Raw genomic sequence first — 26275 nt, forward strand, 5'->3', positions numbered from 1 at the left:
AAAAATGAAAAGACAGGGAATTTTTATTGCGGTTTTTGCAGCGGCATTTCTTCTTGCTTCATGCGGCGCGCCAAAGTGGTATTCGGATTTTGATTCTGCAAAGGAAGCTGCCAAAAAGCAAAATAAGGACATTTATCTTTTGTTCAGCGGAGATGACTGGGCGGAAACAAGCAAGCCTTTTAAGGAAAAAATTGTTTTAACAAAAGACTTTTCAAATGAATTTGGAAAAAAATATGTTTTTGCGAATTTGGATTTTTCTCAAACTGAATATGCAAAGACAAATGTTCCAGAGAATGCTTCCGAAGAAGAATTGAAATCAGCTGTGGAAATTAAAAAATCCTACGAAAAAAAGGAACTGCTTGCGCGCTATTACAATGTCCGCAAATGGCCGTGTGCATATCTTGTTTCAAAAGACGGATTTGTTTTGGCCTATGTTGATTTTGAAGAAAAGCCTGAAACCACTTTTGAAGAATATTCTGCAAAAATGAAAGATGCCGGGCAGGAAGCTTTAAAGACAAAAGCCTTGATTGAAAAAGTTGAAAAATCTTCTGGTGTAGAAAAAGCTCAGGCTATAAATGAGCTGGTTGAAAATACAAGGCAAGAGCATTGTTTCCTTTTAAAGGATTTGATTCAGGAATTTATTTTGCTTGACTCTCAGGACTCAACAGGACTTTTGGGAGATTATGAAGTCCGCAACGCTTACAATAAATCGCTTGAAGCATTTGCAGAAGGAAAAGATCCCGCCGAGCCTTTCGAGCAGATTGCAGAAAAAACTTCACTTTCAGATTTGCAGCGTCAGGAAGCTATGTACATGGCGGCTTATGTTCTTGTAAATTTGCCGGATATTGATTTTGAGCGCGTTCAGCAATGCTTGGAAAAAGCCTACAGCATAAAAACTGAAGGTGGGTATTCGGAGGAAATTTTAAAGGCTCTGGAAACTGTGCGCAAATTTTCAGCAATAAAAGAAGACCAGGAGAGCCAAAAGTAGTGGATTCTCTGTCTGTTCCCTTGCCGGCGCTATTGGCAACTGCGGTGGTTCTTATTGTTCTTTCAACAATTTTTTCCGCCGCGGAAAGCGCATTTTTTTCAGTTAACAAGCTCCGTGTACGGCTTTTGCGTGGAAAGCAAGACAAGCGCGCAATCCGTGTTTGGAATCTTCTTAAAAACAAAGACAGGCTCATAAACACTCTTCTTGTTGGAAACAACATTGTCAACATTGCCCTTTCTGCGGTTTTTACTTTTATAGCGGTCGGACTTTTTGGTTCGGCAGGAATCGGGCTTGCGACTTTTGCGGTAACAATTTTGCTTTTGGTTTTTGGAGAAATTACACCGAAAATTATTGCGACTCATCATCCGGAAGCAGTTGCTTTTTTCTTTAGTTTTTTTGTTCAGATTATTGAAACTCTTCTTTTTCCGCTTGTAATTGTTTTCACTTCTTTTTCAAGGCTTGTGCTTAAAGCTTTAAAAATCAATGTAAAGTCAAAAAAAGTTTCTTACACTGAAGAAGAAATAAAAACTTTTTTGGATGTTGGATGCGAGCAGGGAATTTTAAAAGTAAATGAAAAAAACATGATGTCGCAGGTTTTCAAATTCACTGACCTTGAGGCAAAAGACATTATGATTCCGCGCAAGCAAATCAAAGCCGTAAGCGTAAATGATTCTTATTCCGACATTATTGAAAAAGCGCAGCGTTCTGGTTTTTCCCGGTTTCCTGTTTACAAAAAAGACATTGATGACATTGTGGGAATTATCTATATAAAAGATATGCTGTCGTTCAAAAACCGGGCTTCAGAGTTCAGCGTGCAGAAAACAATGCGCCCTCCCCTTTTTATTCTTGAAACAAAAAAAATGTCCGGCGTTCAGCAAATGCTTTGGGAGAACCGGCAGAGCATGGCGGTTGTAATTGATGAATATTCTGGAACTTACGGAATTTTAACAAGGGAAGACATTGTCCGCGAAATTTTCGGGCCGGTTACAGATGGAAAAAATATCCGCGCGCATAAGGCAAATCTTATAATTGAAAATACGCACGAATGCGACCTTGATGGTTTTGCGCGACTTATTGACTTGAATGAAAAACTTGGAATAAACCTTTCTTCTGAAAACTGCGAAACTATAGGCGGCTTTATTTGTGAAAAACTTGGCTCAATTCCGCAGGAAGGAAATTTTATCATTGCGGAAGGATATAAATTCACAGTAATAAAAATGGAAGATAACCGCGTAAAGAAAATCAGAATGCAAAAAGACGGAGAGCAAAAATGAGCGCGTTTTATATTCTTTTGAATCTTTTTGCAATTGCATTTCTTTTGTTTTTGGGCGCATTTTTTTCAGCGACAGAAACTGCCTTTACCAGCATTTCAAGAATTTCTGTAAGGCAAATGCTCAAGGAAAATGCAAAGAATTCAATAAGAGTTTACAAAATAAAATCGGAGCTTGACCAGCTTATTTCAACTGTTTTAATAGGAACAAATTTTGTAAATACATTGAACTCTTCAATTGCTACGGCTTTTGCAATAAAAGTTTTCGGGGCGGAATATGTTTCGTTTGCCACTGCCGCAATTACAGTTTTGGTTATTGTTTTTGCGGAAATAATTCCAAAGACATTTGCGAGCTTTAATCAGAAAATTGTGGCGCAGAATTCAGCTGTTCCGATTCTGATTATTCAGAAAATATTTTTTCCTGTAATATGGCTTTTCTTTCAGTTTACAAAGCTTCTTGATTTTCTTGAAAAAAAACTTATAAAGGCAAAACGTCCGCTGATTACAGAAGAGGAACTTAAAGCGCTTATTGCAATCGGGGAAAATGAAGGCACGCTGGAACAGGACGAGCGCAAAATGCTTGAGCGGATTTTTGAATTTTCCGATTTGCGCGTTCACAATATAATGCGGCATCGTTCACTTGTGCGCCATATTTACGCGTCAGATTCTTTTGAAAATGTAATAAAAGTTTTTGAGGAAACCGGCTACTCAAGAATTTTAGTTTATGAAAATGACACTGAAGAAATTGTGGGCGTGCTGTATTTTAAAGACGTTCTTTTTGCTGATAAAAAAATTTGTTCCTGCAATGATTTTGTGCGCCAGTGCATGCAGCCTGTTCTTTTTGTGCCGGAAACTTTGAGCGCAATCGAGCTTTTAAAAAAATTCAAAGCGGAAAAAAACAATTTCGCAGTTGCTGTGAATGAATACGGTGAAATGACTGGAATTGTAACTTTGGACAATATTCTGCATGAAGTTTTTGGAAGGATCACAGATGAGCATGGAATGGCGGATGTTCCTCCAGAAAAGCGCATAACGCTTGTTGGTGTGAATGAATTTCTTGTTCCCGGAGACATGAAGCTTGACGACTTGAACAATGTTCTTTACATGAATCTTTCAAGTGAAAATTTTGATACTTTAGGCGGATGGCTTCTTGAGCGGTTTGACGAGCTTCCGGCTGTAGGCTCTGTATACAAAAAAGACGGGACACTTTTTATCGTTGAAGATCAAAGCGCCCGTCGTATTCAGACTGTAAGAATCAAGTTATGATTCTTTTGCAATTTCTGCAATCATCTTTGCAGTTTTTTCCATTCCAAGGAGAGAACTGTTTATAAGCATATCATAGTGCGCTCTGTTTCCCCAAGTGCGTTCTGTGAATGTGTTGTAATGGTTTGCTCTTCTTTTGTCTATGAGCTTTACATCGCGTTCCGCTGTCGCAGGATCAAGCCCTTTTGTTTTTATTGCGTACTGAACTTTGTCAGCAAGAGGCGCATAGATAAAAATGTTCAGAATATCTTTTCTGTCGATTTCCTCGCAGTGGCGCAAAACATAATCCGAGCAGCGTCCAACAATAACGCAAGGTCCTTTTTTTGCAAGCTGAATAATTGCATTTCTTTGCGCATTGAAAACTTGGTCTGCAAGTGGAGCGGCTGATGTCGCAGAGTTCATTCCAAGATGCATTGTGCCTGTTCCCGGTGTGGCGTAGCTTGCTCCAAGCAAAAGTGTGTAAAGCCAGCCAGAAGAAATGTTCTGCTCGTTTTTCTTTATAAAATCAGGATGAAGCCCGGAATCTTTTGCAGCAAGGTCGATTATTTCGTTGTCGTAAAATGGAATTCCAAGTTCCTTTGCTACGATGCTTCCGATTGTATGTCCGCCGCTGCCATATTCACGGCTTATTGTTATGTACTTTTTCATGTTTGTCCTCCAATTTTTTCTTTTATATTTTATCACAGTTTTTTAGGAAGCGCATGAATTTTTTTAAGATTTTTTATGCCAGAGGATCTACTTTAAAAATTTTTGCAAGCTGATTTCTTACTGCGTCTAAGTCTTTTGGATAAGGAGCTGTAAAAACAACTTGTTCGCCTGTTTTTGGATGCGCAATTTCAATTGAATAAGCATGAAGCGCAAGCCTGTTTAAAAGCGGACGTTCTTCGTAAACATCTCCGTTCCATTTTCGCTTGATGTCGCTAAGCCGGACAGGTTTTTGATTCCCTGAATAAAGCGGGTCGCATACAATTGGAAATCCAGTGGACTGAAGATGCGCGCGAATTTGATGTGTTCTTCCAGTTTTTGGAAATGCTTTTATCCAAGTGTAAGGGCCGCAGTTTCCTACAACTTCAAGATAAGTTACGGACGGCTTTCCAAATTTTTTGTTGATTACAGTTCTGTGCCTGTCATCTCCATCTGGAAGAAGCGGAAGGTCTACTGTAAAATTGTCCCAAGCCGGATGTCCGTTTACAAGGCAATGATATATTTTTTTTACAGTTCTTTCTGTAAACTGCATTGAAATGTTTCTATGGGCTTCTGGAGTTTTTGCGTAAATTACAATTCCGCTTGTGTCCTTGTCGATTCTATGCACTGCAAAAAGGCTTCCGAATTCTTTTTCAGCAAGAAGATCCAGGCGCGGAGCTTCAGCATCATATCTATCTGCGGCAACTAAAAGTCCGCTTTTTTTATTCAGCACAACAATTTCGTCGTCGCTGTAAATTACCGTGTAGCTTGGAGTTGTTTTCATAAAGTTATTTTATCGGATTTTCTGTTTTTTACCAAGAGCGTTTTTTAGAAGACAGCCAAAGGTGTTTTGTAAACTGGATGGGTACAGATTTCTATGTTTGCATTGTATGCTGCACAAAGATTTTTTTTGGTCATTATTTGCTCTGGAGTTCCACAGATGCAAGGCTTGAATTTTGGGAGCAGCGCAATTTTTTGTGCGAATCTGGCGGCTGTGTTTATGTCGTGAATTGAAATAAGAATTCCAGCGTTTTTTTCTTTTGCAATTGATTTTAAGAGCGACAAAAGCTCCTCTTGGTAAGTAAAGTCAAGTCCGGCTACTGGCTCGTCTAAAAGCATGAATTCTGTTTCCTGCGCAACTGCTCTTGCAATTCTTGCTTTTTGAAATTCTCCGCCTGAAAGTTCCAGAATGCTTTTGTTTGCCAAATTTTCTATATTTAGCTGTTCTATTGCTTTGTCTGCCGCATAAAAATCAGCTTTTGAATAGAATCCAGTGAAATTTGTATGCGGAAATCTTCCTGTAAGCACGATGTCTTTTACGCTGTAATCCCACGCCGGAAACTCTTTTTGCTGCATATAGGATACAGTTTTGGCTCTTTGCTTTATGTTAAGACAAGAAATGGGTACAGATTCTTTTATATTTCCAAAAACTGGCTCTGTCTGTACTCCTGCCATTATTGAAAGTAAGGTTGATTTTCCGCTTCCGTTTGGTCCTGAAAGGCAGATAAATTCTCCTTTTTTTATAGAAAGATTTATGTTAAAAAGAATTTGCTTTTTATTCCAGCCTGCGTTGAGGTTGCAAACTTTTAGTTCGTCCATTCTGTACCTCTTTTTTTGGAAAACAGAAGTGAAATAAAGAATGGCGCGCCGAGTATTGCTGTAACTGTACCCACTGGAAGTTCTGCCGGGGAAATTACAGTTCTGCAAATGGTGTCAGAAAGAAGCAAAATTGAAGCTCCTGTAACCATTGAAAGCGGAACTACAGTTTTTGCCTTTGCTCCAAAAATTTTCCGTGTGATATGCGGCGCAATCAAGCCTACAAATCCTATTGTTCCGCCAGCGCATACTGCCGCGGAAACTGCAAGGGATCCAGAAATTAAAATTATAAGCTGAAGTTTTTTTACAGAAAGTCCCAGTGAAATGGCATTTATTTCCCCGCAGGAAAGAATATCCAGTTTGAATATGCAAAGAAAAAAAATCACAACTGCACCCAAAAACGGTGGCAGAATAAATAAAAGTTCTTCCCAGCCTCTTCCGCTAAAACTGCCTAGCATCCACATATAAATAGAATGAAGCTGCCGGTCATTCATAGAAAGCAAAATTGAGCTGAACGCGGAATACAATGTGCCAAGCGCAGTTCCGCAAAGCAAAAGTGCCGAAGGTGATTTTTTTCCGGCTATGGCAATTACAAGTGCTCCGGAAATGAGCGCGCCTAAAAAAGAGCCAAGCTGCAAGGATGAAAAAAAAGTTGTGTTGAAAATTCCTGCGCAAGAAGCTAAGACTGCGCCTAATGTTGCGCCAGAAGAAACTCCCATTATTCCAGGTTCTGCAAGCGGATTTCTAAAAAACAGCTGAAACACAGAGCCGCTTCCAGCTAACGTTATTCCTGCTATAAGGCAAAGAATTGTACGCGGAAGCCTTATGTTAAAAAAAACTATTTTGGAAAAACTGTCACCATTGCAGAATAATTCTGTAACCTTTATTTGTTCAGCTCCAAAAATCAAAGAGAAAAATATGCTTGCTGCTAATATTGTAAACAGTGCGGCTTTTTTCATTGAAAGTTTTAATTTGTCAGTTTGCTTAATGTAAGCACAGCTTCTCCTATTCTAGGACCTGGCCTTGAAATTAAATCTGCATCTATAGTAAAAATTGCGTTGTTCTTTACAGCCGGTATTTTGTTCCAGCCACGGTGTATTTTTACATCTTGTGGTTTTATGCCGTTTGCATCTGGTAAGATTATTATTTGCGGCTGGCTTGCGATAATCGATTCTTCGCTTACCATTGGATAGCTTTCTTTTATTGAATCAAATACATTTTTGTAGCCTGCTGCTTCCAAAAGTTCATTTATAAAGGAAGATTTTCCTGCTGTTATAAAAGGTTCGTTCCAGACTTCATAATAAACTGTTTTTATGGGTGCAGATTTGGGTACAGAATTTATCTGCTGTTCTATGTTTTCAATGATTTTTTTTCCTTCAGCCTGCTTTTCAAGAAGATTCGCAATATAAAGGATTTCTTGCTTTGTCTGGGAAATTCCGTTTGCGGCGTTGCTTAAAAAAACTTTTATGCCAAGTTTTTCGAGTGGCTTTTTTAAAAAATCATGCATTCCTTGCGAGCCGTAAACAAAATCCGGGGAATATGCAAGTATTGTTTCTATGCTTAAGGTTTTTCCGTCGAATCCGCCAACTGAAGGCAGATTTTTTAATTCTTCTGGGTAGTCGCAGTAGTCTGTTCTTGCTTTTATTTTATCAAAACTGTTCAGCGCGCATAATATTTCTGCACCCGAAGGCGAAAGGCATACTATTTTTTGCGGTGAAAATTTTTCTTCTGCACCCAATGATAAAAGGGTACAGATTAAAATTATAACGGAAAATGCAAAGAATTTTAATTTTTTAACTTGAAAATTCAATTATTTTGCGCCCCATTCATTGTAATATGCGTCGATTTCTTTTTTTATTTCGTCAGTGATGATTTTTTTGTCGCCATTTGTGTATAAGCATTCAACAACATCTGACATTGAAACTATTGCGCGCGCAGGAAATCCGTATTTTTCTGTTATGACATCGAGGGCGGCTTTTGTGCTGTCGGGAGCTTTTTCCATGCGGTTAAGGCTTACGATTTCGCCTACGATTTTTATTTCGCCGGGAACAGTTTCTTGCGCCTTGATTTTCGGATAAGTTTCTTCAATTGATTTTCCGGAAGTTGTTACGTCTTCTATTATTACAACCCGGTCTCCGTCTTGAATTTTGTACCCTAAAAGTGAGCCTTTGTCTGCGCCGTGGTCTTTTTCTTCTTTTCTGTCCGAGCAGTATTTGATTTCTTTTCCATAAAGGTTGTGGTATGCGATTGCTGTTGTTACGGCTAAAGGAATACCTTTGTATGCAGGTCCGAACAAAACATCAAAGTCGTCTCTAAAATTATCGTGGATTGCTTTTGCGTAGAATTCTCCGAGGCGCGCAAGCTGGCTACCTGTTGTGTATGCTCCTGCGTTCATAAAAAATGGAGATTTTCTTCCGCTTTTGAGTGTAAATGAACCGAATTTTAGCACGTTGCATTCAACCATAAAATCTATAAAGTCTTTTTTGTATTGTTCCATAAGAAATTTCCTTGAAATTTATATTGTTTAACTAACGATAGTTTTATTAGAACTACCGTTAGTTAAAATATTTTTACATACGCTCGTTTTCTACAGGAAGCGCATTTTTGCCCATTACAGCAACGATTTTGCTTCCGTCTTTTAAAAGTTCAGCTGGAATTGTTGAAGAGTCAATGCGTTTTCCGTCTACTTCGATATATTCAATTCCTTTTGAAACGTGCGAAGGATTTTTTACTTCAATGTGAAGATTCATTTTTCTCCAGCGGCGTTCAACTTTAAATCCGTCCCAGTCATGCTTAATGCACGGATCAATTAAAAGTCCGTTGTACTGCGGACGGATTCCAAGCATATACTGCGTGATTGAATAATAATTCCAAGTTGCGGCTCCAGAAAGCCAGGAAACTCTTGTGTTGCCCGGACGTTTTGAATATGTGGAATAAGTTGTCTGTCCGATAACATAAGGTTCGCTCTGGCGGATTTCTGCCTTTGTGTTGTATGCAGCCGGAAGCGCGGCTTTGCAATATTCGTAGGCTCTGTCGCCGTTTCCGTTCATGATTTCAGCGATAACTCCCCAGCCTTGAGTGTGGTTGAAAATTCCAGCGTTTTCCTTAATTCCCGGAAGATATACAACCGAGCTCATTATGTCGCGGCTTGCATAGATAAATGGCGGCGCGCAAAGCATAAGTCCATAAGGAGTTGCAAGTTTTTCTTTTACAGATTCAAGGCAAGTTTTTACTTGCTCTGGAGTTGCGGCTCCTGAAAGAACTGACCATACTTGCGTGTTGAAGTAAATCTGTCCTTCTTCGATTGACTGAGTTCCGTAAACTGTTCCGTCTTCTGCGATTGCCCATATAAACCATTTTCCGTCCCAGCATTTTTTCTGGATGTTCTCGTCTAGTTTTTTGCGCTCGCTCAATGCCCATTCAGCTTCGTCGTTTTTTCCGAGGCGCTTTGAAATGTCGGCGTAAGTTGTAAGTCCGAGCCTAAGCTGGAATGCAACAAAAAGACTTTCTCCGTGGTAGCCGAGTTTTAGGCAGTCGTTCCAGTCGGCAAGAAGTCCGCAAGGAAGTCCATCTTTTCCCATGCGCTCAAGGTTGAACAAAAGAGCCTGCTTTAAATGTCCGTAAACTGTGGCTTCGCCTTTGTCTGCATAAGGAACTACGCGGTTAAAGAAATCAAAATTTCCGGTTTCTGCGACAAAACATGGCACTGCATTAAAGAACCACTGGCAGTCGTCTGAGCGGAATTCTTCTGCTGGAATCATTTTTTGTTTCCCAGCTTCAAAGTCCTTGCTTATTACAGGCAATGCGCCTCCGTTTGAAAACTGTCCGCTTAAAAGCCGAACGAGACGTTCTTCTGCTTCCTGCGGAATTGCCGCACTTACTCCAAGAATATCCTGAACTGAATCTCTGTAGCCAAGCCCGTCGCGTTCTCCGTTGTAAACCAAAGATGCTGCTCTTGACCAAGCGAAAGTTATAAGGCAGTTGTAAAGTCCCCACATGTTCACTGTGTGGTTTATGTCTTCATCCGGCGTAATTGCTGAAAAACTGTCTAGCTTTGAATGCCAGTTTTTTACAAGCTTTTCAAATTCCTCGTCTGCGCGTTCAATTGTTCCGAATTCTTCTACAGTTTTTTTGCCTTCAACATTTGCGTCTCCGATTCCAAGAAGAACCATGATTTCTTTTGTTTCTCCCGGATTCAATTCAAGGTCAGCTTGAACTGTTCCGCAAGAATTGTCTCCGAACGCTTCTGAATTTGAACATTCGCCTTTTAAAACTGCGGCAGGCTCTTTGTAGCTTCCGTAAGTTCCGATAAATGCTTCGCGGCTTGTGTCAAATCCTGTCATCGGCGCGCCGGCAAGAGCCATCCATTCGCTCATGTAGTCATTGACTTTTGGATTTTTCTGATGCTGAATGTAAAGGTTTTCGTGTATTGAATAACGCAGCATATTTGGCGCGGATTTTTCGCCTTTTACGATGAAAATTGAATACTGCAAATTTACTTGGTCTTGAGTTGTGTTCCATTGGTTTGAAAATTCGCAGTAGCTGAATGCGCGGAGCTTGCGTTTTTTGCTGCCAGTGTTTGTAACTTTTAAACGCCAGTATTCAAATGTCTGTCCGAGCGGAACATAATATTTTGTTTCAGACTTGATTCCTTCGTATTCAGAAGTGATTTTTGTGTATGCTGTTCCGTGGCGGCATTCACTTTTAAATTTGTCCAGCGGTTTTCCTACAGGCTGCCAGGAAGCTGACCAGTAGTCCCCAGATTCCATGTCGCGCAAGTAAAAATAGCGGCCAGGCTGATCCATTGGAATTGAATTGAATCTAAGGCGCATAAATCTTCCCTGCGCTCCAGACTTGTAAAATCCGTAACCGCCCGCGTTGTTTGTTATGACAGCTCCATATTCGGTTGAGCCAAGGTAGTTGCTCCAGGAAGTCGGTGTGTCCGGGCGTGTAACAACGTATTCTTTGGCTTCATCATCAAAATATCCGTATTGCATTCTTTTCTCCGTAAAATTTACTTTTTCAAATCATAATGAATTTTTACATTTAGTAGAATAGAATTTTCTGCGGAATTATGGATTTTAGAAAAATTGTAAGAATTTATAAAAAAAATGAATTTTTTGTTTGACAAATAAAAGAAACAATGTTAGCCTAATCTTTAGGAAACCGGTTGCCATGTGATTAAGTTCACACGTCCTTCTTGGCGGCCGGTATTTCTATTTAGGCAAGCTGGATTTTTCCGGCTGATATTTTTCATAAAGTTAAAATGGAGGAACTTATGAAGAGAACTTTTGCAGTTATTTCTGCGGCAATGATTGGAGCTTTTGCTTTTATCGGGGGGGGGTGCTCTAAAGATAAAGCGCCTCAGGGAAAGTCAGATGCAAACAACAAGCTTGTGGTCTGGTCTTTTACGGACGAGCTGGACGGAATGATAAAAAATTATTTCCAGAAAGATTCTCGTTTTGCAGGAAAATATGAAATTTCATATTCACTTACGCCTACAGATCAGTTTCCGAACAAACTAGACCCTGTTTTGGCATCTGGTTCCGGCTGCCCTGATGTTTTTGCTTTGGAAGATGCTTTTGTGCGCAAATACATTGAATCAGGACTTTTGCTTGACATTACAGACATTTACAACGAAGTAAAAGACAAGGTTTTTCCTTATCCTGTAGAAGTTGGAACTTACAACGGAAAGGTTTACGGAATGTCTTGGCAAGTTACTCCGGGCGCAGTTTTCTATCGCCGCTCGCTTGCAAAAAAATACCTTGGAACAGATGATCCTGCTGAAGTTCAGAAACATCTTGCTAACTGGAATAAATTCCTTGAAACAGCAGAACTTTTAAAGCAGAAATCAAATGGAGACTGCTATATTGTTTCTTCAACTGGCGATATGTTCAAGCCTTATAGCGCAGGCCGCGCATCTCCTTGGGTCGTAGATGACAAGCTTGTTATTGACCAGAAAATGTATGATTACATGGATATGTGCAAGACTTTGCATGACAAAGGATATGAAGGCCGTGTTGGTCAGTGGTCAGAAGGCTGGTTCGCAGGAATGAAAGGAACATTTAAAGATGAAGCAGGAAAAAATAAAGAAATATTCAGCTATTTCCTTCCAACTTGGGGACTTCACTATGTTCTTAAGACAAACGCTCCTGAATCTGCTGGTGACTGGGCAATGTGTGCAGGTCCTGTAGGCTACCGCTGGGGCGGAACTTGGGTTGGCGCATGGAAAGGAACAAAAAATCCTAACGCTGCAAAAGAACTTATAAAATACATTGCTACTGACGATGCGTTCCTTGAGGCTTGGGCAAAAGATACAGGCGATGTTGTTTCAAACAAAAATGTTGTTGAAAAAATCAAAGACAGCTATGCAGACCCTTATCTTGCAGGACAGAACCATTACTCTGCTTTTGCAAAGATGGCTGAATCTGTAAACGGAAAACTTTCACAGGGAACAGATCAGGCTATTGAGTCAATCTTCTCTGAGGAAACTGCGGCTTATGTAAACGGAGAAAAAACAAAGCAGCAGGCTCTTGATGACTTCAAGGCTCAGGTTTCTTCAACACTTTCACTTTCTTTGTAAAAACATAATTTGTGCCTGATGCAGTTTTTGCTGCATTGGGCTTTCTTTGCCCGGTTTCTGCCGGAGAAATTTTTGGAGGTTTCAAGATGAAAAAAAAATCCGGAATAGAAACCAAGACAAATAGAAACGGATACTTTTTTGTTTTGCCTTTTATATTGATTTACGCGGCTTTTCAGTTGTGGCCGATTTTGTATACATTGATTTTAGGATTCAGCGATTTAAAAGGTCTTCGCTCTGATTTTAGCTTTGTTGGATTAAAGAATTTTCAAAAGCTTGTTAATGATAGATATTTCTGGGGCTCAGTAAAAAACACTTTTATAATGTGGGGATGCAACTTTGTTCCTCAGCTTGGAATCGCTTTGCTTTTTGCAATTTGGTTTACTGATGTAAGGCTGAATTTAAAGGGAAAAGGCTTGTTCCGCGCAGTTTTCTATATGCCGAATCTTTTGACAACCGCATCTATTGCGATTCTTTTTAGAAGCCTTTTTGCTTATCCAGTCGGACCTGTAAATCAGTTTTTAACAGGAACTTTGGGAATTTGGTCTTCTGGAGTTGTTGACGGCGAAGTTGTAAAGCAAGGATTCAATTTTTTTAGAATGCCAAATGCTTCGCGCTTGATTGTTTCTTTTATTCAGTGGTGGATGTGGTGCGGCCATACTTTAATTATGCTCATGGCTGGAATAACAAGCATTTCACCTTCTTTGTATGAGGCTGCAATTGTTGACGGAGCGAATAACCGCCAGCAGACTTTCTATATAACTTTACCGCTTTTGCGCCCGATGATGCTTTATATTCTTGTTACTTCGATGATTGGCGGAATGCAGCTTTTTGAAATTCCTTTCTTGCTTACAGGAATGCACGGCGAGCCTGACTTTAAGATTAGAACAATGTCAGTTTATCTTTACAATATGGGATTTCAAGGCGGAACAGATTATTCTTATGCCGCTGCAATTGCGATTGCTATATTTATTATCACAATTATTTTGTCTCTTGGAATAAATGCTCTTGTAAAGGAGCGTCCTGCAAAATCCCGCAAGGAAGACTAACACAAGGAGCTTGCTATGAAATATAGATCCGAACTTTCATTAAAAAGAACTATTTTATATGTGCTGATGATTTTCTTTGCGTTGCTTGCAGTTATTCCGATTTACCTTATGCTTGTAAACGCAACAAGAACGAATGCGCAGATTAACTCTGGAATTTCTCTTTTGCCAGGAACTAATACTTTGCAAAACTGGAAAAACCTTACAAGCCGTTCTTTTAAAATCTGGCGCGGATTTGGAAACAGCGCGGTTATTGCGATTTTTTCAACTGTGCTTGGAGTTTATTTTTCTACATTGACAGCTTATGGAATTCAAGTTTATAAATTTAAGGGAAGAAATTTGCTTTGGGGATTTATTCTTGTTGTAATTATGATTCCTGGAACTCTTTCATTTATTGGATTCTATCAGTTTATGGCGAAAATTCATCTTACAAACAGCTTTATTCCGCTGATTGTTCCTTCAATTGCTTCTGCTGGAACTGTTCTGTTTTTGCGTCAGTATATGGAATCGATTCTTTCATTTGAGCTTATTGATGCCGGAAGAATAGATGGAGCTGGTGAATTTAGAATTTTCAACACGATAATGCTCCCGATTTTGACTCCGGCAATTGCGGCGCAGAGCATTTTCTCTTTTGTTGCTTCTTGGAACAATTTTATGACACCGTTTGTCCTTCTTTCTGATCAGGATAAATATACTTTGCCGATGCTCGTTCAGTCTTTGCGCGGCGATATTTACCGTACAGAATATGGTTCAATTTATCTTGGAGTCGCAGTTTCGCTGATTCCGATTCTTATATTCTATGCGTTTATGTCAAGGTATATTATTTCTGGAATTACAATGGGAAGCGTAAAAGAGTAAAATAAAGACAGAGGTAAATTCATTATGAAAATCTATAATCCTATTCTTTCCGGGTTTCATGCTGACCCTTCAATTGTAAATGCGGACGGTGAATGTTTTATTGCGAATTCTACATTTGAATGGTTTCCGGGAGTTGAGCTGCATCGTTCTAAAGATATGAAGACGTGGACTCCTGTGCCTTCTCCGCTTTCTGAAAAACGTCTTTTGGATATGGCGGGAAACAAAGCTTCGTGTGGAATTTGGGCTCCGTGCCTTTCGTATTCTGATGGAATTTTTTATCTTGTTTTTACAAATGTAAGAAGCTGGAATGACGGTCCTTGGAAAGATTGTCCGAATTTTTTGACTACCGCTGAATCGATTGAAGGTCCTTGGTCTGATCCGATTTTTATGAATGCCTCTGGATTTGATGCTTCGTTGTTCCATGATGACGATGGAAGAAAATGGTTTGTAAACATGGAATGGGATTACAGGCAGCAAGGTCCGCGCCAGTTTTCTGGAATTCTTGTTCAGGAATATGACTGCAAGGCAAAAAAACTTGTTGGAAAAGTTCATAAAATTTTTCTGGGAACAGATATTGGACTTGTGGAAGGTCCGCATCTTTATAAGTGCGACGGATGGTATTATCTTGTTTGCGCGGAAGGCGGAACTAGCTATGAACACGCAATTACTTGCGCAAGGTCAAAAAATTTATTCGGACCTTATGAAGTTCATCCTGCAAATCCGTTGATTACTTCTTATGGCTACGACTGCAAAATAAAAAGAGCCGGGCATGGCTCTTGGTGCAAGTCTCCAGACGGAAAAAAAGATTATCTTGTTTATCTTTGCGGACGTCCTCTTGAAGGAACTGAGCGTTGTGTTCTTGGACGAGAAACTGGAATTGCAGAACTTGAATGGAAAGATGGCTGGCCTTGGGTAAAGCAGCCTGATGGAACTTTAAAGAATTGTCCGCCTGATTATATAGAAGTAAAAGGACGCGGAATTATTGCTTCTGGCTGCGGTGTTGCCCATGTTGCTGAAAAATATGAATTTAAAAACAAGGATTTTCTAGCGGAATTTAAAACTTTGAGAATTCCTTTTGATGACAAAAGATTTTCAATTTCAGAACGTCCGGGATTTTTAAGAATTCACGGAGGACAGTCTCCAAATTCTTGCTTTGAGCAAAGTCTTTTAGCGCGCCGGCAGACTGATTTTGATTTTGTCGCAGAAACTAAAATGGAATTCAGTCCGGAAAATTTTCAGCATTTTGCAGGAATGGTTTACCGTTATGATGAAAAGTCCCAGTATCTTTGCGTTGTAACCCAAGATGAGCAAAAAGGAAAAGTTATTCAGGTTATGTCCATTATGCCGGAAGGATTTTTCCGTGAAATGGAATGCCAGCTTGATGAAGAAAAACCTGTCTGGATAAGGCTTGAAGTTCACAAGAAAACTGGATTTTTCTATTGGTCGCAGGATGGAAAAAATTTTAGGCAGATTCGTCCGCTTATAGATGCAAGCAAACTTTCTGATGAATATGGAACGCAAGGATTTACAGGAGCATTTGTTGGAATGTATTGCGCTGACTTGATTTCCTATAAGAAATTTGCGGACTTTGAATATTTTTCCTACAAGAAACTTGATTAAACGTATTTTCCGTCTTTGTTTGAATTAGGGTAAACAAAAATTTATTTGTAAAAATCTTGAAATTTCTGTTCATCCTAGATTAAGATTATAAATCGTAGTTCAGGCGGAGGCGGAAAATTTTATGGTTACAATTTACGATATTGCTTCAAAAACAGGTTATTCCGCTCCTACAGTTTCCAAGGCTCTTAATAAAACTGGTGGCTTAAGCGATTCAACTAGAAAAAAAATTCTTGATGCGGCCAAAGAACTAGGCTATCGTCCAAATATAACAGCCCGCACTCTTACTACAAAAAAATCCTTTCTAATAGGAATAATTTATGAAGATGCCGATATGCAAAGAGGTTTTGACCACCCTTTGTTTGGAAAAATTCTTAATAAATTCAGGGAAGGTTTTGAGTTTGCCGGATATGATTTGCTTTTTATTTCCCATGCTCCAATTGGAGAAAAAAAATCTTATGTTGAGCATTGCTATCACAGAAATGTAGATGCGGTCGGAATTATAAATCCAGTCAGCGCGGATAGTGAAATTATGGAGCTTGCAGAATCCGGCATTCCTTGTGTTTCGACAAACTTTATAATTCCAGGAGTTCCAACTGTTGTAACTGCAAATGTAGATTCCGGATATAAAGCCGCTTCATATTTTATTGAAAATGGACACAAAAAAATTGCTTATATCGGCGGAACTTATTCGCAATATAATATGGCTGCAATTGATCGCTTGGAAGGATTAAAAAATGCCTTTAGAGATTTTGGTCTGAAATATGATGAATCTTATGTGAAATTTTGTCATAAATGGTCGCGGGCAGAAAGTCATGATGCTATGAAAGAGCTTCTTGAGCGGCATGACGATATTAGCGCAGTTTTTGTTGCAAATGACAATATGGCGGTTGGTGCAATGGAATATGTAAAATCAATTGGAAAAAGAATACCAGAAGACATTTCTTTTATTGGTTTTGATGATGAAATGATTTCCGAATTTTATTCTCCGCCTTTGACAACATTCAGGCAAGATATAAAAACAATCGGCGAGCTTTCCGCAGAAATTCTTATGAACCGCCTTGTTGGAATTCCAGTGTGCGAATGTGTCCGTGTGCCAGCTGAATTTATAGAAAGAAATTCCGTGAAAAAACTTTAGCATTTTCCGGGTGTTGAAAAAATAGCGGAATAACATTATTCTTTTATGGCTTGCGGTTATCGTATATCGGTATTACACAGGCTTCCCAAGCCTGATAGGCGGGTTCGATTCCCGTTGACCGCTGTTTTTAAGCATAATACAAAGACTTTTCTGGAGAAAACAATGAATCCTTTTGATATGGTAAAAAATCTTGCGGGAATGCAGAGCCAGCTTAAGGCGGCGCAGGAAAAACTTTCAGAACTTGAGGCTGAAGGTTCTTCTGGCGGAAACATGGTGCAAGTTACTGTAAACGGAAAATTTGAGCTTGTGGATATAAAACTTGACCCAATCTGCGTTGACAACAGAGATGTTCCTATGCTTCAGGATTTGATAAAAGCCGCTCATCATGCCGCCCTTGAAAAAATTCAGGATGAAATAAAAAATCAGCTTGGACCTATGGTGGCAGGAATGAATATTCCGGGAATGGGCGCGTAAAAAATGAACGCTCTTGACGAGTTGACAGAAAGTTTTTCAAGGCTTCCTGGAATCGGAAAAAAATCCGCGGCTAGAATTGCAAGCCATCTTTTAAAAACTGACAATTCTTTTAATATCCGTTTTTCAAATCAAATTTTGTCGTTGCAGGAAAGAATAAAACCTTGCTCCATTTGCGGCGCCTGGACAGAAGAAGACCCCTGCCCTATTTGCTCTGACATTGCAAGGGATAAAACAATTCTTTGCGTTGTTGAGCAGCCTCAAGATGTTGCAACAATCGAAAGTTCGCATGAATTCCACGGATTATTTCATGTTTTGGGCGGAGTCATTTCGCCGCTTGAAGGAATTACACCAGACAAGCTTAGAATTTCCCAGCTGCTCGAACGTGTAAAACTTGGCGTTATAAAAGAAGTTATTATTGCAACAAATCCGACTGTGGAAGGCGACACGACTGCTCTTTTTATTCAGCGTGTTTTGCAGGACACTCAAGTTGTTGTTACGCGGCTTGCTTCAGGGCTTCCGGCTGGCGGCGACTTGGAATATGCGGACAGGCTCACATTGGCAAGAAGTTTTCAGGGACGCGTTAAAATTTAGCATAACGGCTCTTCTGGTTTGATTTTATCAGTTATCCGTGTTATTCTCTAAATATATATGAAATTTATTTGTTCCATAAAAATTTTTGCCGCCTACATTGCTATTGTTATGCTTGGGCTTTGTACTGGCGCATTTCTTTATATGACTTATTCGCTTTGCACGGTTCTTGTTGCCGGGCAGAAATTTTCCGCATTTAGTTCAGGATTTTTTTTACAGGGAATTTTTGAAGTTTTGCCGGCTGTGCTTTCGTTGTGTCCTGTTTTTATTTCTTTCTATTTAATTCGGCATAAAGAAATTCCTTGGTATTCAGTTCTTGTCTGCATGGTTTTGCATTTGTGCCTTTGGATTTTTTTTCTTCCGGCGTTAAAAGAAAAGCTTGAAATTTCAGTTTATAAAAATAAAGAAAAGCAAACCGCAGTTTCTCTTTCGCCTGGATATTTTAGAACTTCGCAAGACAACCGCTATGTTTTGTATTATTCAGAAGTTGACTCAGAAAACAATGCTTCTGGAATTTGTATTGACAAGTCAAAGTCAAACGGCAATGTTTTTACATTCAGCTCGGAAAAGCCTGAAATTTTTCAAGATGAATTTTCAGATCCGCTTATAAAAAATACAGTTGAAGTGCCGGTTCTTTTAAAACAGATTTTAAAGTATTTTCAAAAATTTACGGAAGCTTCATATTCAAGATGCTCTGAAAATTTTGTTTCCTGGATAATTTTTTCTTCAATTATTTTGGCTTTTGCTTCTGTTGCCTGGATAAAAAATATTTCTGCTTGGCGACTTGTAAATGTGCTCTTTATTTTAATGGACTACATTTTTGTTTTCTTTTTGAACTTTTTTATTTTGGGCGCAAACGATTCTTTGTTTCAGAAAATTCCGGTATTGATAAAATCAGTTCCAGTAAAATCATTTTTAGTTTGCGTTATAAATATTTTTATTTTTGCTGCGGCATTTGTTTTGTGGCTGATTTCAAGACTTGTAAATGAAAATTCGCCAGAGCCAGCTTACTACGGAGATGACTTATGAAAAAAGTTATTTTTATTACCGGAATATACACGGCAATTATTTTCGGTCTTTGCCTTTTGATTTCTGTTTTTTTTATTCCGCGTCCTGAATCTTTGATAATCGGAACAGAAAAATCTTTTGTTTTTTATTACGGACTTTATATTTTTTTAGTTTGTCTTCCGGGAATTCTTTTAAGCGGATTTACGGTTTCTTGCGCAGTTCTTTGGCAGAAAAAGACTGGAAACTGCCGCTCAAGATTTTCTCCTGCGATGTTTTCAAGATTCAAGCTTGTTTTGTTTTCGTCGCTTGCGTTTATTCTTTTTCTTTCGCTTAATGAAGAAATTTTCAAGCCGTCTGCAAAACGTAAAATCGATTTTATAAAAGAAGCTCCGTCGGATTTTGCTGATGCGATTTCTATTGCCGGACATTTTTTGGAGCAGAACCAGCCGATTCTTGCGCTTCAATATGCAAAAAAAGCAGTGGAACTTTCGTCAAAAGATGCGGATGCAAAAAGAGTTTTAAAGCTTGCCGAAGATTCCGCTGATCTTCTTATTGACAATGAAATGCACGGAAAGAAAAATTCGCCTGCCGCAGAAAAAGTTCAGAAGCCGCTTCATGTAAAAGACAAAGGCCACACAATTTTGGAGCTTTTGGAAAAGTCTGATTCCGCTGCGCAAAAAAAGCAGTGGTTCGACGCTCATTATTGGGCGAATCTTGCAGTTGAAGCTTGCGACGGAAAAAACACAAATCTTGATGCGGCAGTTGAAAAATCAAACTATGCCTGGAAAATGCTGAGCCTTCCAGTTGAATTTGATAATTCTGCGGAACGGAATTATTACAAGATAAAAAAAGATGGTTACGTTGCTTTTTCTCGCGGAGATTTTTTAAAGGCGTATTACACTTTTCTTGGCTTAAAAAACAATTATGTTCAGGCTGCCAACGATCCTGACGTAAAGAAATTTCTTGCGCTTTCAGAAGAAGATTTGGAAAATCAGTATTTCTTTTTTGACGAAACAAAATATATAGAAGAACTTTCCGACAGCCATAAAATTTATTTTTCACTTGATTATCCTGACGGCTCAAAAAATGTTTTTTACATTTCGAATGCGATGGACATAAAAAAAGAAGGCAGCCTTGTCCGCTACATGGAAAATTTCAACGTTGTGCATTACGATGAAAACGGAAAATTTGTCTATTCATTTTTTGTTCCGTTTGCAAAAGCCGTTGCCCAGCCTGTTTCTGAATTCGGCGAGGAAAATCTTGTGCTTTTGGGAATTGAAAAAAAGTGGGAATATGTTCCGTTTGTTATTCTTCAGTCTGTAGACCGAAATACAGAAGGCTTGGTTTCGCGCCCGGTTTATTCTTATGAGCCGACGGGACTTTCAGAGTTTGATGCGCAGAATCTTGGAATTGAAAACTCACGGAAAAAAGAGCGTTCCGCAGAAAGAATTCCTTTGAACATAAAAAAGGCTTCATCAATGATTTTGCCGATGCAGTTTTCTGATTTCAATCTTATAAACGCGGCGGCTTCCGGGGCAAACGAAATGCCGCTTCCTGTTTTGTTTAAACTTTTGCCTAGAGCTTCTGGATATGGTTTTTCGCAGGAAGTTTTTGCGCAGAATCTTGTTCAGCGTGGAACTTTTCCTTTTATAATGCTGATAATGTTTGTTTTTTGCGCGTGCATTGGCTGGAACTACAGAATTGAGAATCCAGATGAAATTTTTAAATTCAAGTGGACTCTTCTTATTCCTGTTTTGGGCTTTATGATGATTGTTGCCTTTAACATTGCGCTTTACTTTTTCAATATGCTTAGCTATGTTTTGGTCGGACTTTTAGGAACAAACGCTGTTTTTGCGGCTGCAGCTTTTTATGTGCTTGTGTTTTTTGCAGCTTCAGTTTTGTTTCTTTCGCGCAAGGCTTAGTTTTCCAAAGCTTTTATTCTTTCCATTAAAGGCGGATGGCTGTAGTTGAACATTGAATAGATTTTTGGCGGCTCAAGTTCAGAAAGATTTTCTTTGTTCAGCTTTATGAGCGCGCTGATTAACGGCTGGGAAGTTCCGCACATTTCTTTTGAATAAGCGTCTGCCTGAAACTCATCTTTTCTGCTGAAGAAATTAGAAACAAGTGAAACAATATTTCCGTAGCCTTCAAAGACTAATCCTATAAACAAAAGTCCCAAAGGCTGAATGTAAGGCGTAGCATTTTCCAGCGGCTCGTATCCGAATGCTGAATAAAGGGAAGGAAGTTTTGCGATTAAACTTGCCGCCAGCAATGAAACAAATACAAGTGGAATCATTACAATCATTCTTTTTGCAATATGATGTTTTTTGCAGTGCCCAAGCTCATGTCCAAGAACCGCTTCAATTTCTGAAGGCTCAAGCTGTTTTATGAGCGTGTCGTACAAGACAATTCTCTTGTTTTTTCCAAAGCCTGTAAAATACGCGTTGCTGTGGTTGCTTCGCCTTGAAGCGTCCATTGTAAAAATTCCAGAAGTCTTGAATCCAGTTTTTGCAAAAAGTTTTTCAATCCGCTCTTTTATTTCGCCTTCCTCAAGAGGTAAAAATTTGTTGAAAATCGGCGCAATCAGAACTGGATATATGTAGCTTATTCCAAGTGAAAAAGCAAGGTAAACTATGGCAAACAAAAGCCACCATATTTTGTTAAAGCAAACTATAAGGGCAACAGCGGCGCACAGAATAGGAATTGTTATTACTGCGGATAAAACTGTAGACTTCACAAAGTCCAGAATCCACATTTTTAAATTCATGTTGCTGAATCCGAATTTTTTTTCTATGCGGAATTCTCTGTAAAGTGAAAATGGCAGGTTTACAATAAAAGATGGAATTCCAGAAACAATAGAAAAAAGAATCACTGTTGCAAAAACGTTTGCTGTAAAATTGTAGAAATTTTCATAAAGAAAAACATAGAATCCTGACAGAACAAGAGCAAGCTTTAAAATAAAATTCAAAATGTTTGAAGGAATCCAAACAAAATATTTTGCGTCTTCATAAGCGCAGGTTTTCTCGAGTTCCTGGGCATTTACAAAATCTTTTAGCCGCTCTGGAATTTGCTTTCCGTGCTTTTTTCTGTAAAAGAAATCCGAAGTTTCAAGAAACTGATTTAATGCAAAATCAAAAACAGTTCCTGCTAAAAATAAAATAAAAAAAACAGATGAATTAAAAATCATTTTTCCACCACAACAAGATTTCTTTCATGGTCTTCCAAAAAAGGAACTTCCAGTTTTATTTTTTTATACGACGGAACAAGGAATTTTACAGACTCCATTTCTGCAGAAATTTTTTCTGCTCTTGCTTTGTATGCCACAAGAATTCCGCCTTTTTTGAGCATTCTTAAAAGCAGTTTTGTATTTTTTGAATCAAACGGATGAAACGCACGGAACACTTCAATGTCAAAAGATTCCGGCTTTATTAAGTCTGCCTGAATGCAGTTTACTTTTACATTTGAAAGATTCATTTTGCAAATTGCGCTTTCCAAAAATCCGCATCGTTTTTCCATGCGTTCAACAAGCGTAAAGTTTTGCTCAGGAAATGCCACTGCCAAAGGAATTCCAGGACATCCGCCGCCAGAACCAATATCTGCAATTTGCAGTGAAGCGATATTTTTTTTCTCTTGAATTTTTTGAATGAAAGAAGCAATGCTTGGAGCCGCCGCAAGACTGTCAAGAATGTGATTTACCTTAAGCTCGTCTGCGGAATCCGCTTTCATAAGATTGTAAGTCTTGTTGAATTCAAGAACGCATGAAATGTAAGTTTCAATTTGGTCGATTTGATTTTGTGAAAATTCCAGTCCAAGTTTTTTTAAGCCTTCGTTAAGTTTTTCGTTCACGCTTATTTTTCTCCAAGGTCAATTAAAAGTTCCAGCTTCCAATTTGGCTCTTCTGTGCGCATCGAAACAAAGTTTCCAACCCGCATTGCAGGAAGACTTTCAAATTTGGAAAGCTGATATAAAAATGAATTTTCATTCAGGTAGTCTTGCGTTACATTTGCCGTGGCTTTGTAGTTTGAGTTTCCGTTTTCGCTTGGAGAACTTTTAAATAAAATGTGGAAAGTTTCAGCTCTGTTTTTTCCGTCGCTTGAATAAACTCTGTCGCCTGTAACTAAAAAAGTTCCGTCCAGCTGCACTTCTGAAATATAAATTTTGCGGCAAGTTCTTAAAATGTCGTAGCCGTTTACGCTGAATCTAAGAAGCCGTGCCTTGGCTTTTTCCGGCAGTTTTTCTTCTTTTGTAGAAGCTGCTGAAACTTCGGGAGATTTTTTCTTTTCGTTTTCCTTATCTGAATCGTCTTTGATTTTTTCTATTTCAGCAAGAATTTTATTTAAAAGAATTTTTGTTTCCTGCGAGTTGTCTGATGATGAAAGTGAAAATATCATGGAATTTATGTCGCTTGAAAATCCCTGTTCATTTAAAAGTGAAATATCTTTTGCAGTCAGCGCGGATAAAATCTTTTTTTGCATCTCGTTTTTTGCATTTGAAGATTCTGAATTTTTATTTTCTGATTTTGACTTTTCTGTCTGGCTTGAATCGCTTTGGCTTGTGTTTTTGCTGTATTCAGGCTTTAAAACTGAGCCGGGAGAATAAAAGCCGTTGCCAATTTCCGGGGAAGAAACTGTTGGCATGGAAGGAGATGTAATGGAGCTGAACGATGTGCTTTGCGCGCTTGCATTAAAAAGTGTGGCGGCGGTTAAAGAAAGAAAAAAAACTTTTTTATAGATTCGCAAGGCTTTCCTCCACAAATTCCAGGCGATGTGTAAGCTCATTTATTGTTTTTGTGAGCCTGTCGCGCTCTTTTTCAAGCTTTTCTTTTGGATCGATTTCTTTTGCCTTTTTCTTCATCATGGCAATTACGCTGTCCGGGCTTTTTCCGCTTTTGATTGCTTCCACAGCCTTTGCTTTTTCGTCAGGTTTTTTGCAAGCTGCTACAATTTTCATGTTGTCGAATCCGAGCGCAGAATCTTCATCTGGGAGCAAGCCGACTTTTGAAGCGCTCTTTGCCGTTGTCCGCGGAATCTGAAGAATTCTGTCCAAGTAGTCTTCGTAGCGGATGTTTGCCTGCTCGCAAAGCGCATGGGCTTTTACAAGGCTTCTTCCAAGCTCATGCATTATGTGTCCGTTTGGCTCAATATATTTTTCGCGGATTTCTTTTGTAAGCTGCTCAAGTTCCGGGGAAAGTGAAACGTCCAATTTATAGTAATTTTTTTCTTCCGCAATGTCCAAAAGCGCGTGGAATTTTGCCCAGAAATAGTTTGTGTGGCTTTTTGATTTTATAGGAGGATTTTTTCCGCCTGAAAGTTCTATCTGCTCTTCATTTATAAGATGATGTGTGTATTCGTGGATTGCTGTGTAGACAAGCTCGTTTTCTGTCTTGAAATTTTTGTTGTGAAGAAGGATTTCTCTTGTTTCCGGCTTGTAAAGTCCGTTTACCCGGCTGCTTTCCTTGCCTGTCATTGTTACTGTGAATTCAAGATTTGAAGGCTGAATGTCCAAAAGCATATTTTTAATTGATTCGTTGTCCATAGATTTTGTATTTTAATGCAAATGAGCCGTCAGTTCAATTCATAAAATAATTGCCGCTGATTTTAGTTTACATAAATTCTGTTTCTTACTATTATATATTTTATGATAAAAGCACAGATAAACGATAACGAGCTGAACAGCCACATTGATTCACTTGAAAAGGACGGACTTTCTATTTTTGTCATGGCGGACGGACGGGCAAGAGGCGCGCTTTTTCATGGAACGCGTTTTGTAAATCAGCTTCGCGCTCAGCACAACCTTGGAATTCTTGAGACAATGGTTTTGGGACAGGCTTCAATCTGTGCCGCTCTTATGATTCCCACGATGAAAGGAAAGGAGCATCTTACTTGGCATTACGACACAAACGGTCCTGCAAAAGGATTTTCTGTTGAAGCTGATTCTTCTGGCTATGTCCGCGGATTTTTGTACGAAAACCATATTCCTGTGGAAAAGCCTTTGGAAAGCTGGGATTTAAGTCCTTTTCTTGGGGAAGGAACAATGACAATGTCAAAAGTTCATCCGGGCGACAAAGCTGCGCAAACAAGCTCTGTGGAAATTCTTTATAAAAACATCACTAAGGATTTGGCTTGGTTTTTTCAGCAGTCTGACCAGATTCGTACGGCGTTCAACACAAGCATCTTTATGGACAAAAACGGACGTGTAATGGGCGCAGGCGGAATGTTTGTTCAAGTTATGCCTGAAACTGGCGGAACAAAAGATGCCGGTTCTAACACAGCAAGCGGCGCAGACCAGAAAGTTGACGAAGAGCTGATAGAAAAAATTGAAAACGCTTTTTCTGCCTGTCCTTCGCTTGGCAAGTGGTTTTCTGAAAAAGGCAAGGCAGAAGACATTGTGCATGGACTTTTCCGCGAGTTTGAGCCTGCGATTGCAGTTCAGCGCGACATCATTTTTGACTGTCCGTGCAGCAAGGAAAAATATATCGGCTACTTAAAGACACTTCCAAAGAATGAGCTTGCCGACATAAAGCAAAACGGCCCTGATCCGCTTGAAATTGTCTGCCGTAACTGCGGAAGCGTCTACGAAATCCCTGTAAGCGAGATTTAACTGGATTTATTTATAAAATGAATCTATAATAAATTAGCGTAGCTAAATACCAGGGCAAACGCATTATAAATGTATTCAGCATAAAACTGGCTCCCAGACACGGTTTCGTGGTTCAAAATCGCGCAATAATGCGCTACACGCTGATTGTTGCAAAGTAACTATAGAATTGCCCGCTCACGCGGTCGCAACAATCAGAGTGTTTTTGCCCCAGAAACCGTTCCTTCGCGCAAACTTTAGTTTTATAATGTGTTTGCCCTAAGTTAAATACTTGACACAGGAGAGTTTATGCCCATAATCTTGTCAGAACTCAGAACTCAGAACTCAGAACTCAGAACTCAGAACTCAGAACTCAGAATAGCAATACTGTCTTTAGACGATTATATAAAAAGCAAAAGGCCGTTGTGTCTTGGGAAAAGAAATTTTTTCAGGGCATGGCGGTCTTTTTGCGTTTAAACGGAATTTTTCCGAATGCAGCTTTTTTGTCTAGGAAGGTTTCGGAAAAATTCCGCGAGGAGGCTTTGTCTAGTGCCTTCGGAATAATTCCGCAGTAAACATGAAATGTCAT

At 39.2% G+C, this 26275-nt stretch carries 24 protein-coding genes and 1 tRNA gene; 14 read left to right on the plus strand and 11 right to left on the minus strand.

The features are described 5' to 3' along the window. Window positions 1-4 precede the first annotated feature (4 nt). Genes Q0H92_RS01290 through Q0H92_RS01300 form a run of 3 tightly spaced genes read left to right on the plus strand, consistent with a single transcriptional unit; the run spans window position 5 to window position 3524 of the window. Window positions 5-988, plus strand: a complete 984-nt coding sequence (locus Q0H92_RS01290; RefSeq protein ID WP_296010773.1) for a thioredoxin family protein — start codon at window positions 5-7, stop codon at window positions 986-988. Further along, complete coding sequence (locus Q0H92_RS01295; RefSeq protein WP_296010775.1) at window positions 988-2262, plus strand: hemolysin family protein; 1275 nt, start codon at window positions 988-990, stop codon at window positions 2260-2262. The genes Q0H92_RS01290 and Q0H92_RS01295 overlap by 1 nt, the downstream gene beginning before the upstream one ends. Beyond that, window positions 2259-3524, plus strand: a complete 1266-nt coding sequence (locus Q0H92_RS01300) for a hemolysin family protein (protein ID WP_296010778.1) — start codon at window positions 2259-2261, stop codon at window positions 3522-3524. Before Q0H92_RS01295 ends, Q0H92_RS01300 begins: the two co-directional genes overlap by 4 nt. On the opposite strand, the gene Q0H92_RS01305 is transcribed toward Q0H92_RS01300, so the two are convergent. From Q0H92_RS01305 to Q0H92_RS01335, 7 genes are all read right to left on the minus strand, one after another. Beyond that, window positions 3519-4169 (minus strand): cytidylate kinase-like family protein, encoded by a 651-nt coding sequence (locus Q0H92_RS01305; RefSeq protein ID WP_296010780.1) that lies wholly within the window; start codon window positions 4167-4169, stop codon window positions 3519-3521. The genes Q0H92_RS01300 and Q0H92_RS01305 overlap by 6 nt on opposite strands. A 73-nt stretch (window positions 4170-4242) precedes the next feature. Continuing rightward, window positions 4243-4989 (minus strand): RluA family pseudouridine synthase, encoded by a 747-nt coding sequence (locus tag Q0H92_RS01310; RefSeq protein ID WP_296010783.1) that lies wholly within the window; start codon window positions 4987-4989, stop codon window positions 4243-4245. Between the two features lie 44 nt (window positions 4990-5033). Then, entirely contained in the window at window positions 5034-5804 is a 771-nt protein-coding gene (locus Q0H92_RS01315; protein ID WP_296010787.1) for an ABC transporter ATP-binding protein, read from the minus strand. After that, a complete protein-coding gene (locus Q0H92_RS01320; RefSeq protein WP_296010790.1) occupies window positions 5792-6760 on the minus strand; it encodes an iron ABC transporter permease in 969 nt (322 codons plus the stop codon). Before Q0H92_RS01320 ends, Q0H92_RS01315 begins: the two co-directional genes overlap by 13 nt. A gap of 8 nt (window positions 6761-6768) precedes the next feature. After that, window positions 6769-7539 carry a helical backbone metal receptor gene (locus Q0H92_RS01325; RefSeq protein ID WP_296010793.1) on the minus strand — a complete coding sequence of 257 codons (771 nt, stop codon included), beginning with the start codon at window positions 7537-7539 and terminating at the stop codon, window positions 6769-6771. Window positions 7540-7611: 72 nt separating this feature from the next. Next, on the minus strand, window positions 7612-8298 hold the full coding sequence (gene pyrE, locus Q0H92_RS01330; RefSeq protein WP_296010796.1) for an orotate phosphoribosyltransferase: 687 nt from the start codon (window positions 8296-8298) through the stop codon (window positions 7612-7614). 73 nt (window positions 8299-8371) lie between these two features. After that, on the minus strand, window positions 8372-10798 hold the full coding sequence (locus tag Q0H92_RS01335; protein ID WP_296010800.1) for a N,N'-diacetylchitobiose phosphorylase: 2427 nt from the start codon (window positions 10796-10798) through the stop codon (window positions 8372-8374). Window positions 10799-11079: 281 nt separating this feature from the next. Between Q0H92_RS01335 and Q0H92_RS01340 the strand changes: the two genes are divergently transcribed. The 10 genes from Q0H92_RS01340 (at window position 11080) to Q0H92_RS01385 (ending at window position 21032) form a co-directional block, all read left to right on the plus strand. Then, a complete protein-coding gene (locus Q0H92_RS01340; protein WP_296010803.1) occupies window positions 11080-12384 on the plus strand; it encodes an ABC transporter substrate-binding protein in 1305 nt (434 codons plus the stop codon). An 86-nt stretch (window positions 12385-12470) separates the two neighbouring features. Further along, complete coding sequence (locus Q0H92_RS01345) at window positions 12471-13430, plus strand: sugar ABC transporter permease (RefSeq protein WP_296010808.1); 960 nt, start codon at window positions 12471-12473, stop codon at window positions 13428-13430. 15 nt (window positions 13431-13445) lie between these two features. Continuing rightward, the gene (locus Q0H92_RS01350; RefSeq protein ID WP_296010811.1) at window positions 13446-14285 is read left to right on the plus strand and encodes a carbohydrate ABC transporter permease; all 840 of its coding nucleotides are present in this window, start codon (window positions 13446-13448) and stop codon (window positions 14283-14285) included. Window positions 14286-14309: 24 nt separating this feature from the next. Next, entirely contained in the window at window positions 14310-15905 is a 1596-nt protein-coding gene (locus tag Q0H92_RS01355) for a glycoside hydrolase family 43 protein (protein WP_296010814.1), read from the plus strand. Between the two features lie 121 nt (window positions 15906-16026). Further along, window positions 16027-17040 (plus strand): LacI family DNA-binding transcriptional regulator, encoded by a 1014-nt coding sequence (locus Q0H92_RS01360; protein WP_296010817.1) that lies wholly within the window; start codon window positions 16027-16029, stop codon window positions 17038-17040. A gap of 52 nt (window positions 17041-17092) precedes the next feature. Next, window positions 17093-17163 (plus strand) — tRNA-Gly (locus Q0H92_RS01365). A 39-nt stretch (window positions 17164-17202) separates the two neighbouring features. Then, window positions 17203-17514: a YbaB/EbfC family nucleoid-associated protein gene (locus Q0H92_RS01370; protein WP_296010820.1), complete on the plus strand. Its 312-nt coding sequence runs from the start codon at window positions 17203-17205 to the stop codon at window positions 17512-17514. A 3-nt stretch (window positions 17515-17517) separates the two neighbouring features. Beyond that, on the plus strand, window positions 17518-18105 hold the full coding sequence (gene recR / locus Q0H92_RS01375) for a recombination mediator RecR (protein ID WP_296010823.1): 588 nt from the start codon (window positions 17518-17520) through the stop codon (window positions 18103-18105). 57 nt (window positions 18106-18162) lie between these two features. After that, on the plus strand, window positions 18163-19131 hold the full coding sequence (locus Q0H92_RS01380) for a hypothetical protein (protein ID WP_296010826.1): 969 nt from the start codon (window positions 18163-18165) through the stop codon (window positions 19129-19131). Then, window positions 19128-21032, plus strand: coding sequence for a hypothetical protein (locus Q0H92_RS01385; protein ID WP_296010829.1), 1905 nt, complete (start codon window positions 19128-19130; stop codon window positions 21030-21032). The genes Q0H92_RS01380 and Q0H92_RS01385 overlap by 4 nt, the downstream gene beginning before the upstream one ends. On the opposite strand, the gene Q0H92_RS01390 is transcribed toward Q0H92_RS01385, so the two are convergent. Genes Q0H92_RS01390 through Q0H92_RS01405 form a run of 4 tightly spaced genes read right to left on the minus strand, consistent with a single transcriptional unit; the run spans window position 21029 to window position 24645 of the window. Further along, window positions 21029-22297 carry a M48 family metallopeptidase gene (locus Q0H92_RS01390; RefSeq protein WP_296010831.1) on the minus strand — a complete coding sequence of 423 codons (1269 nt, stop codon included), beginning with the start codon at window positions 22295-22297 and terminating at the stop codon, window positions 21029-21031. The two genes, Q0H92_RS01385 and Q0H92_RS01390, sit on opposite strands and share 4 nt — an antisense overlap. Next, complete coding sequence (gene rsmG, locus Q0H92_RS01395) at window positions 22294-22956, minus strand: 16S rRNA (guanine(527)-N(7))-methyltransferase RsmG (RefSeq protein WP_296010834.1); 663 nt, start codon at window positions 22954-22956, stop codon at window positions 22294-22296. Before rsmG ends, Q0H92_RS01390 begins: the two co-directional genes overlap by 4 nt. A gap of 2 nt (window positions 22957-22958) precedes the next feature. Next, window positions 22959-23849: a hypothetical protein gene (locus Q0H92_RS01400; protein ID WP_296010837.1), complete on the minus strand. Its 891-nt coding sequence runs from the start codon at window positions 23847-23849 to the stop codon at window positions 22959-22961. Continuing rightward, window positions 23836-24645, minus strand: coding sequence for a hypothetical protein (locus Q0H92_RS01405; protein ID WP_295799510.1), 810 nt, complete (start codon window positions 24643-24645; stop codon window positions 23836-23838). Before Q0H92_RS01405 ends, Q0H92_RS01400 begins: the two co-directional genes overlap by 14 nt. Window positions 24646-24747: 102 nt before the next feature. Between Q0H92_RS01405 and Q0H92_RS01410 the strand changes: the two genes are divergently transcribed. After that, entirely contained in the window at window positions 24748-25710 is a 963-nt protein-coding gene (locus Q0H92_RS01410; RefSeq protein ID WP_296010840.1) for an Hsp33 family molecular chaperone HslO, read from the plus strand. Window positions 25711-26275 lie beyond the last annotated feature (565 nt).

The organism is uncultured Treponema sp. (genome assembly GCF_934725225.1).
Lineage (GTDB): Bacteria > Spirochaetota > Spirochaetia > Treponematales > Treponemataceae > Treponema_D.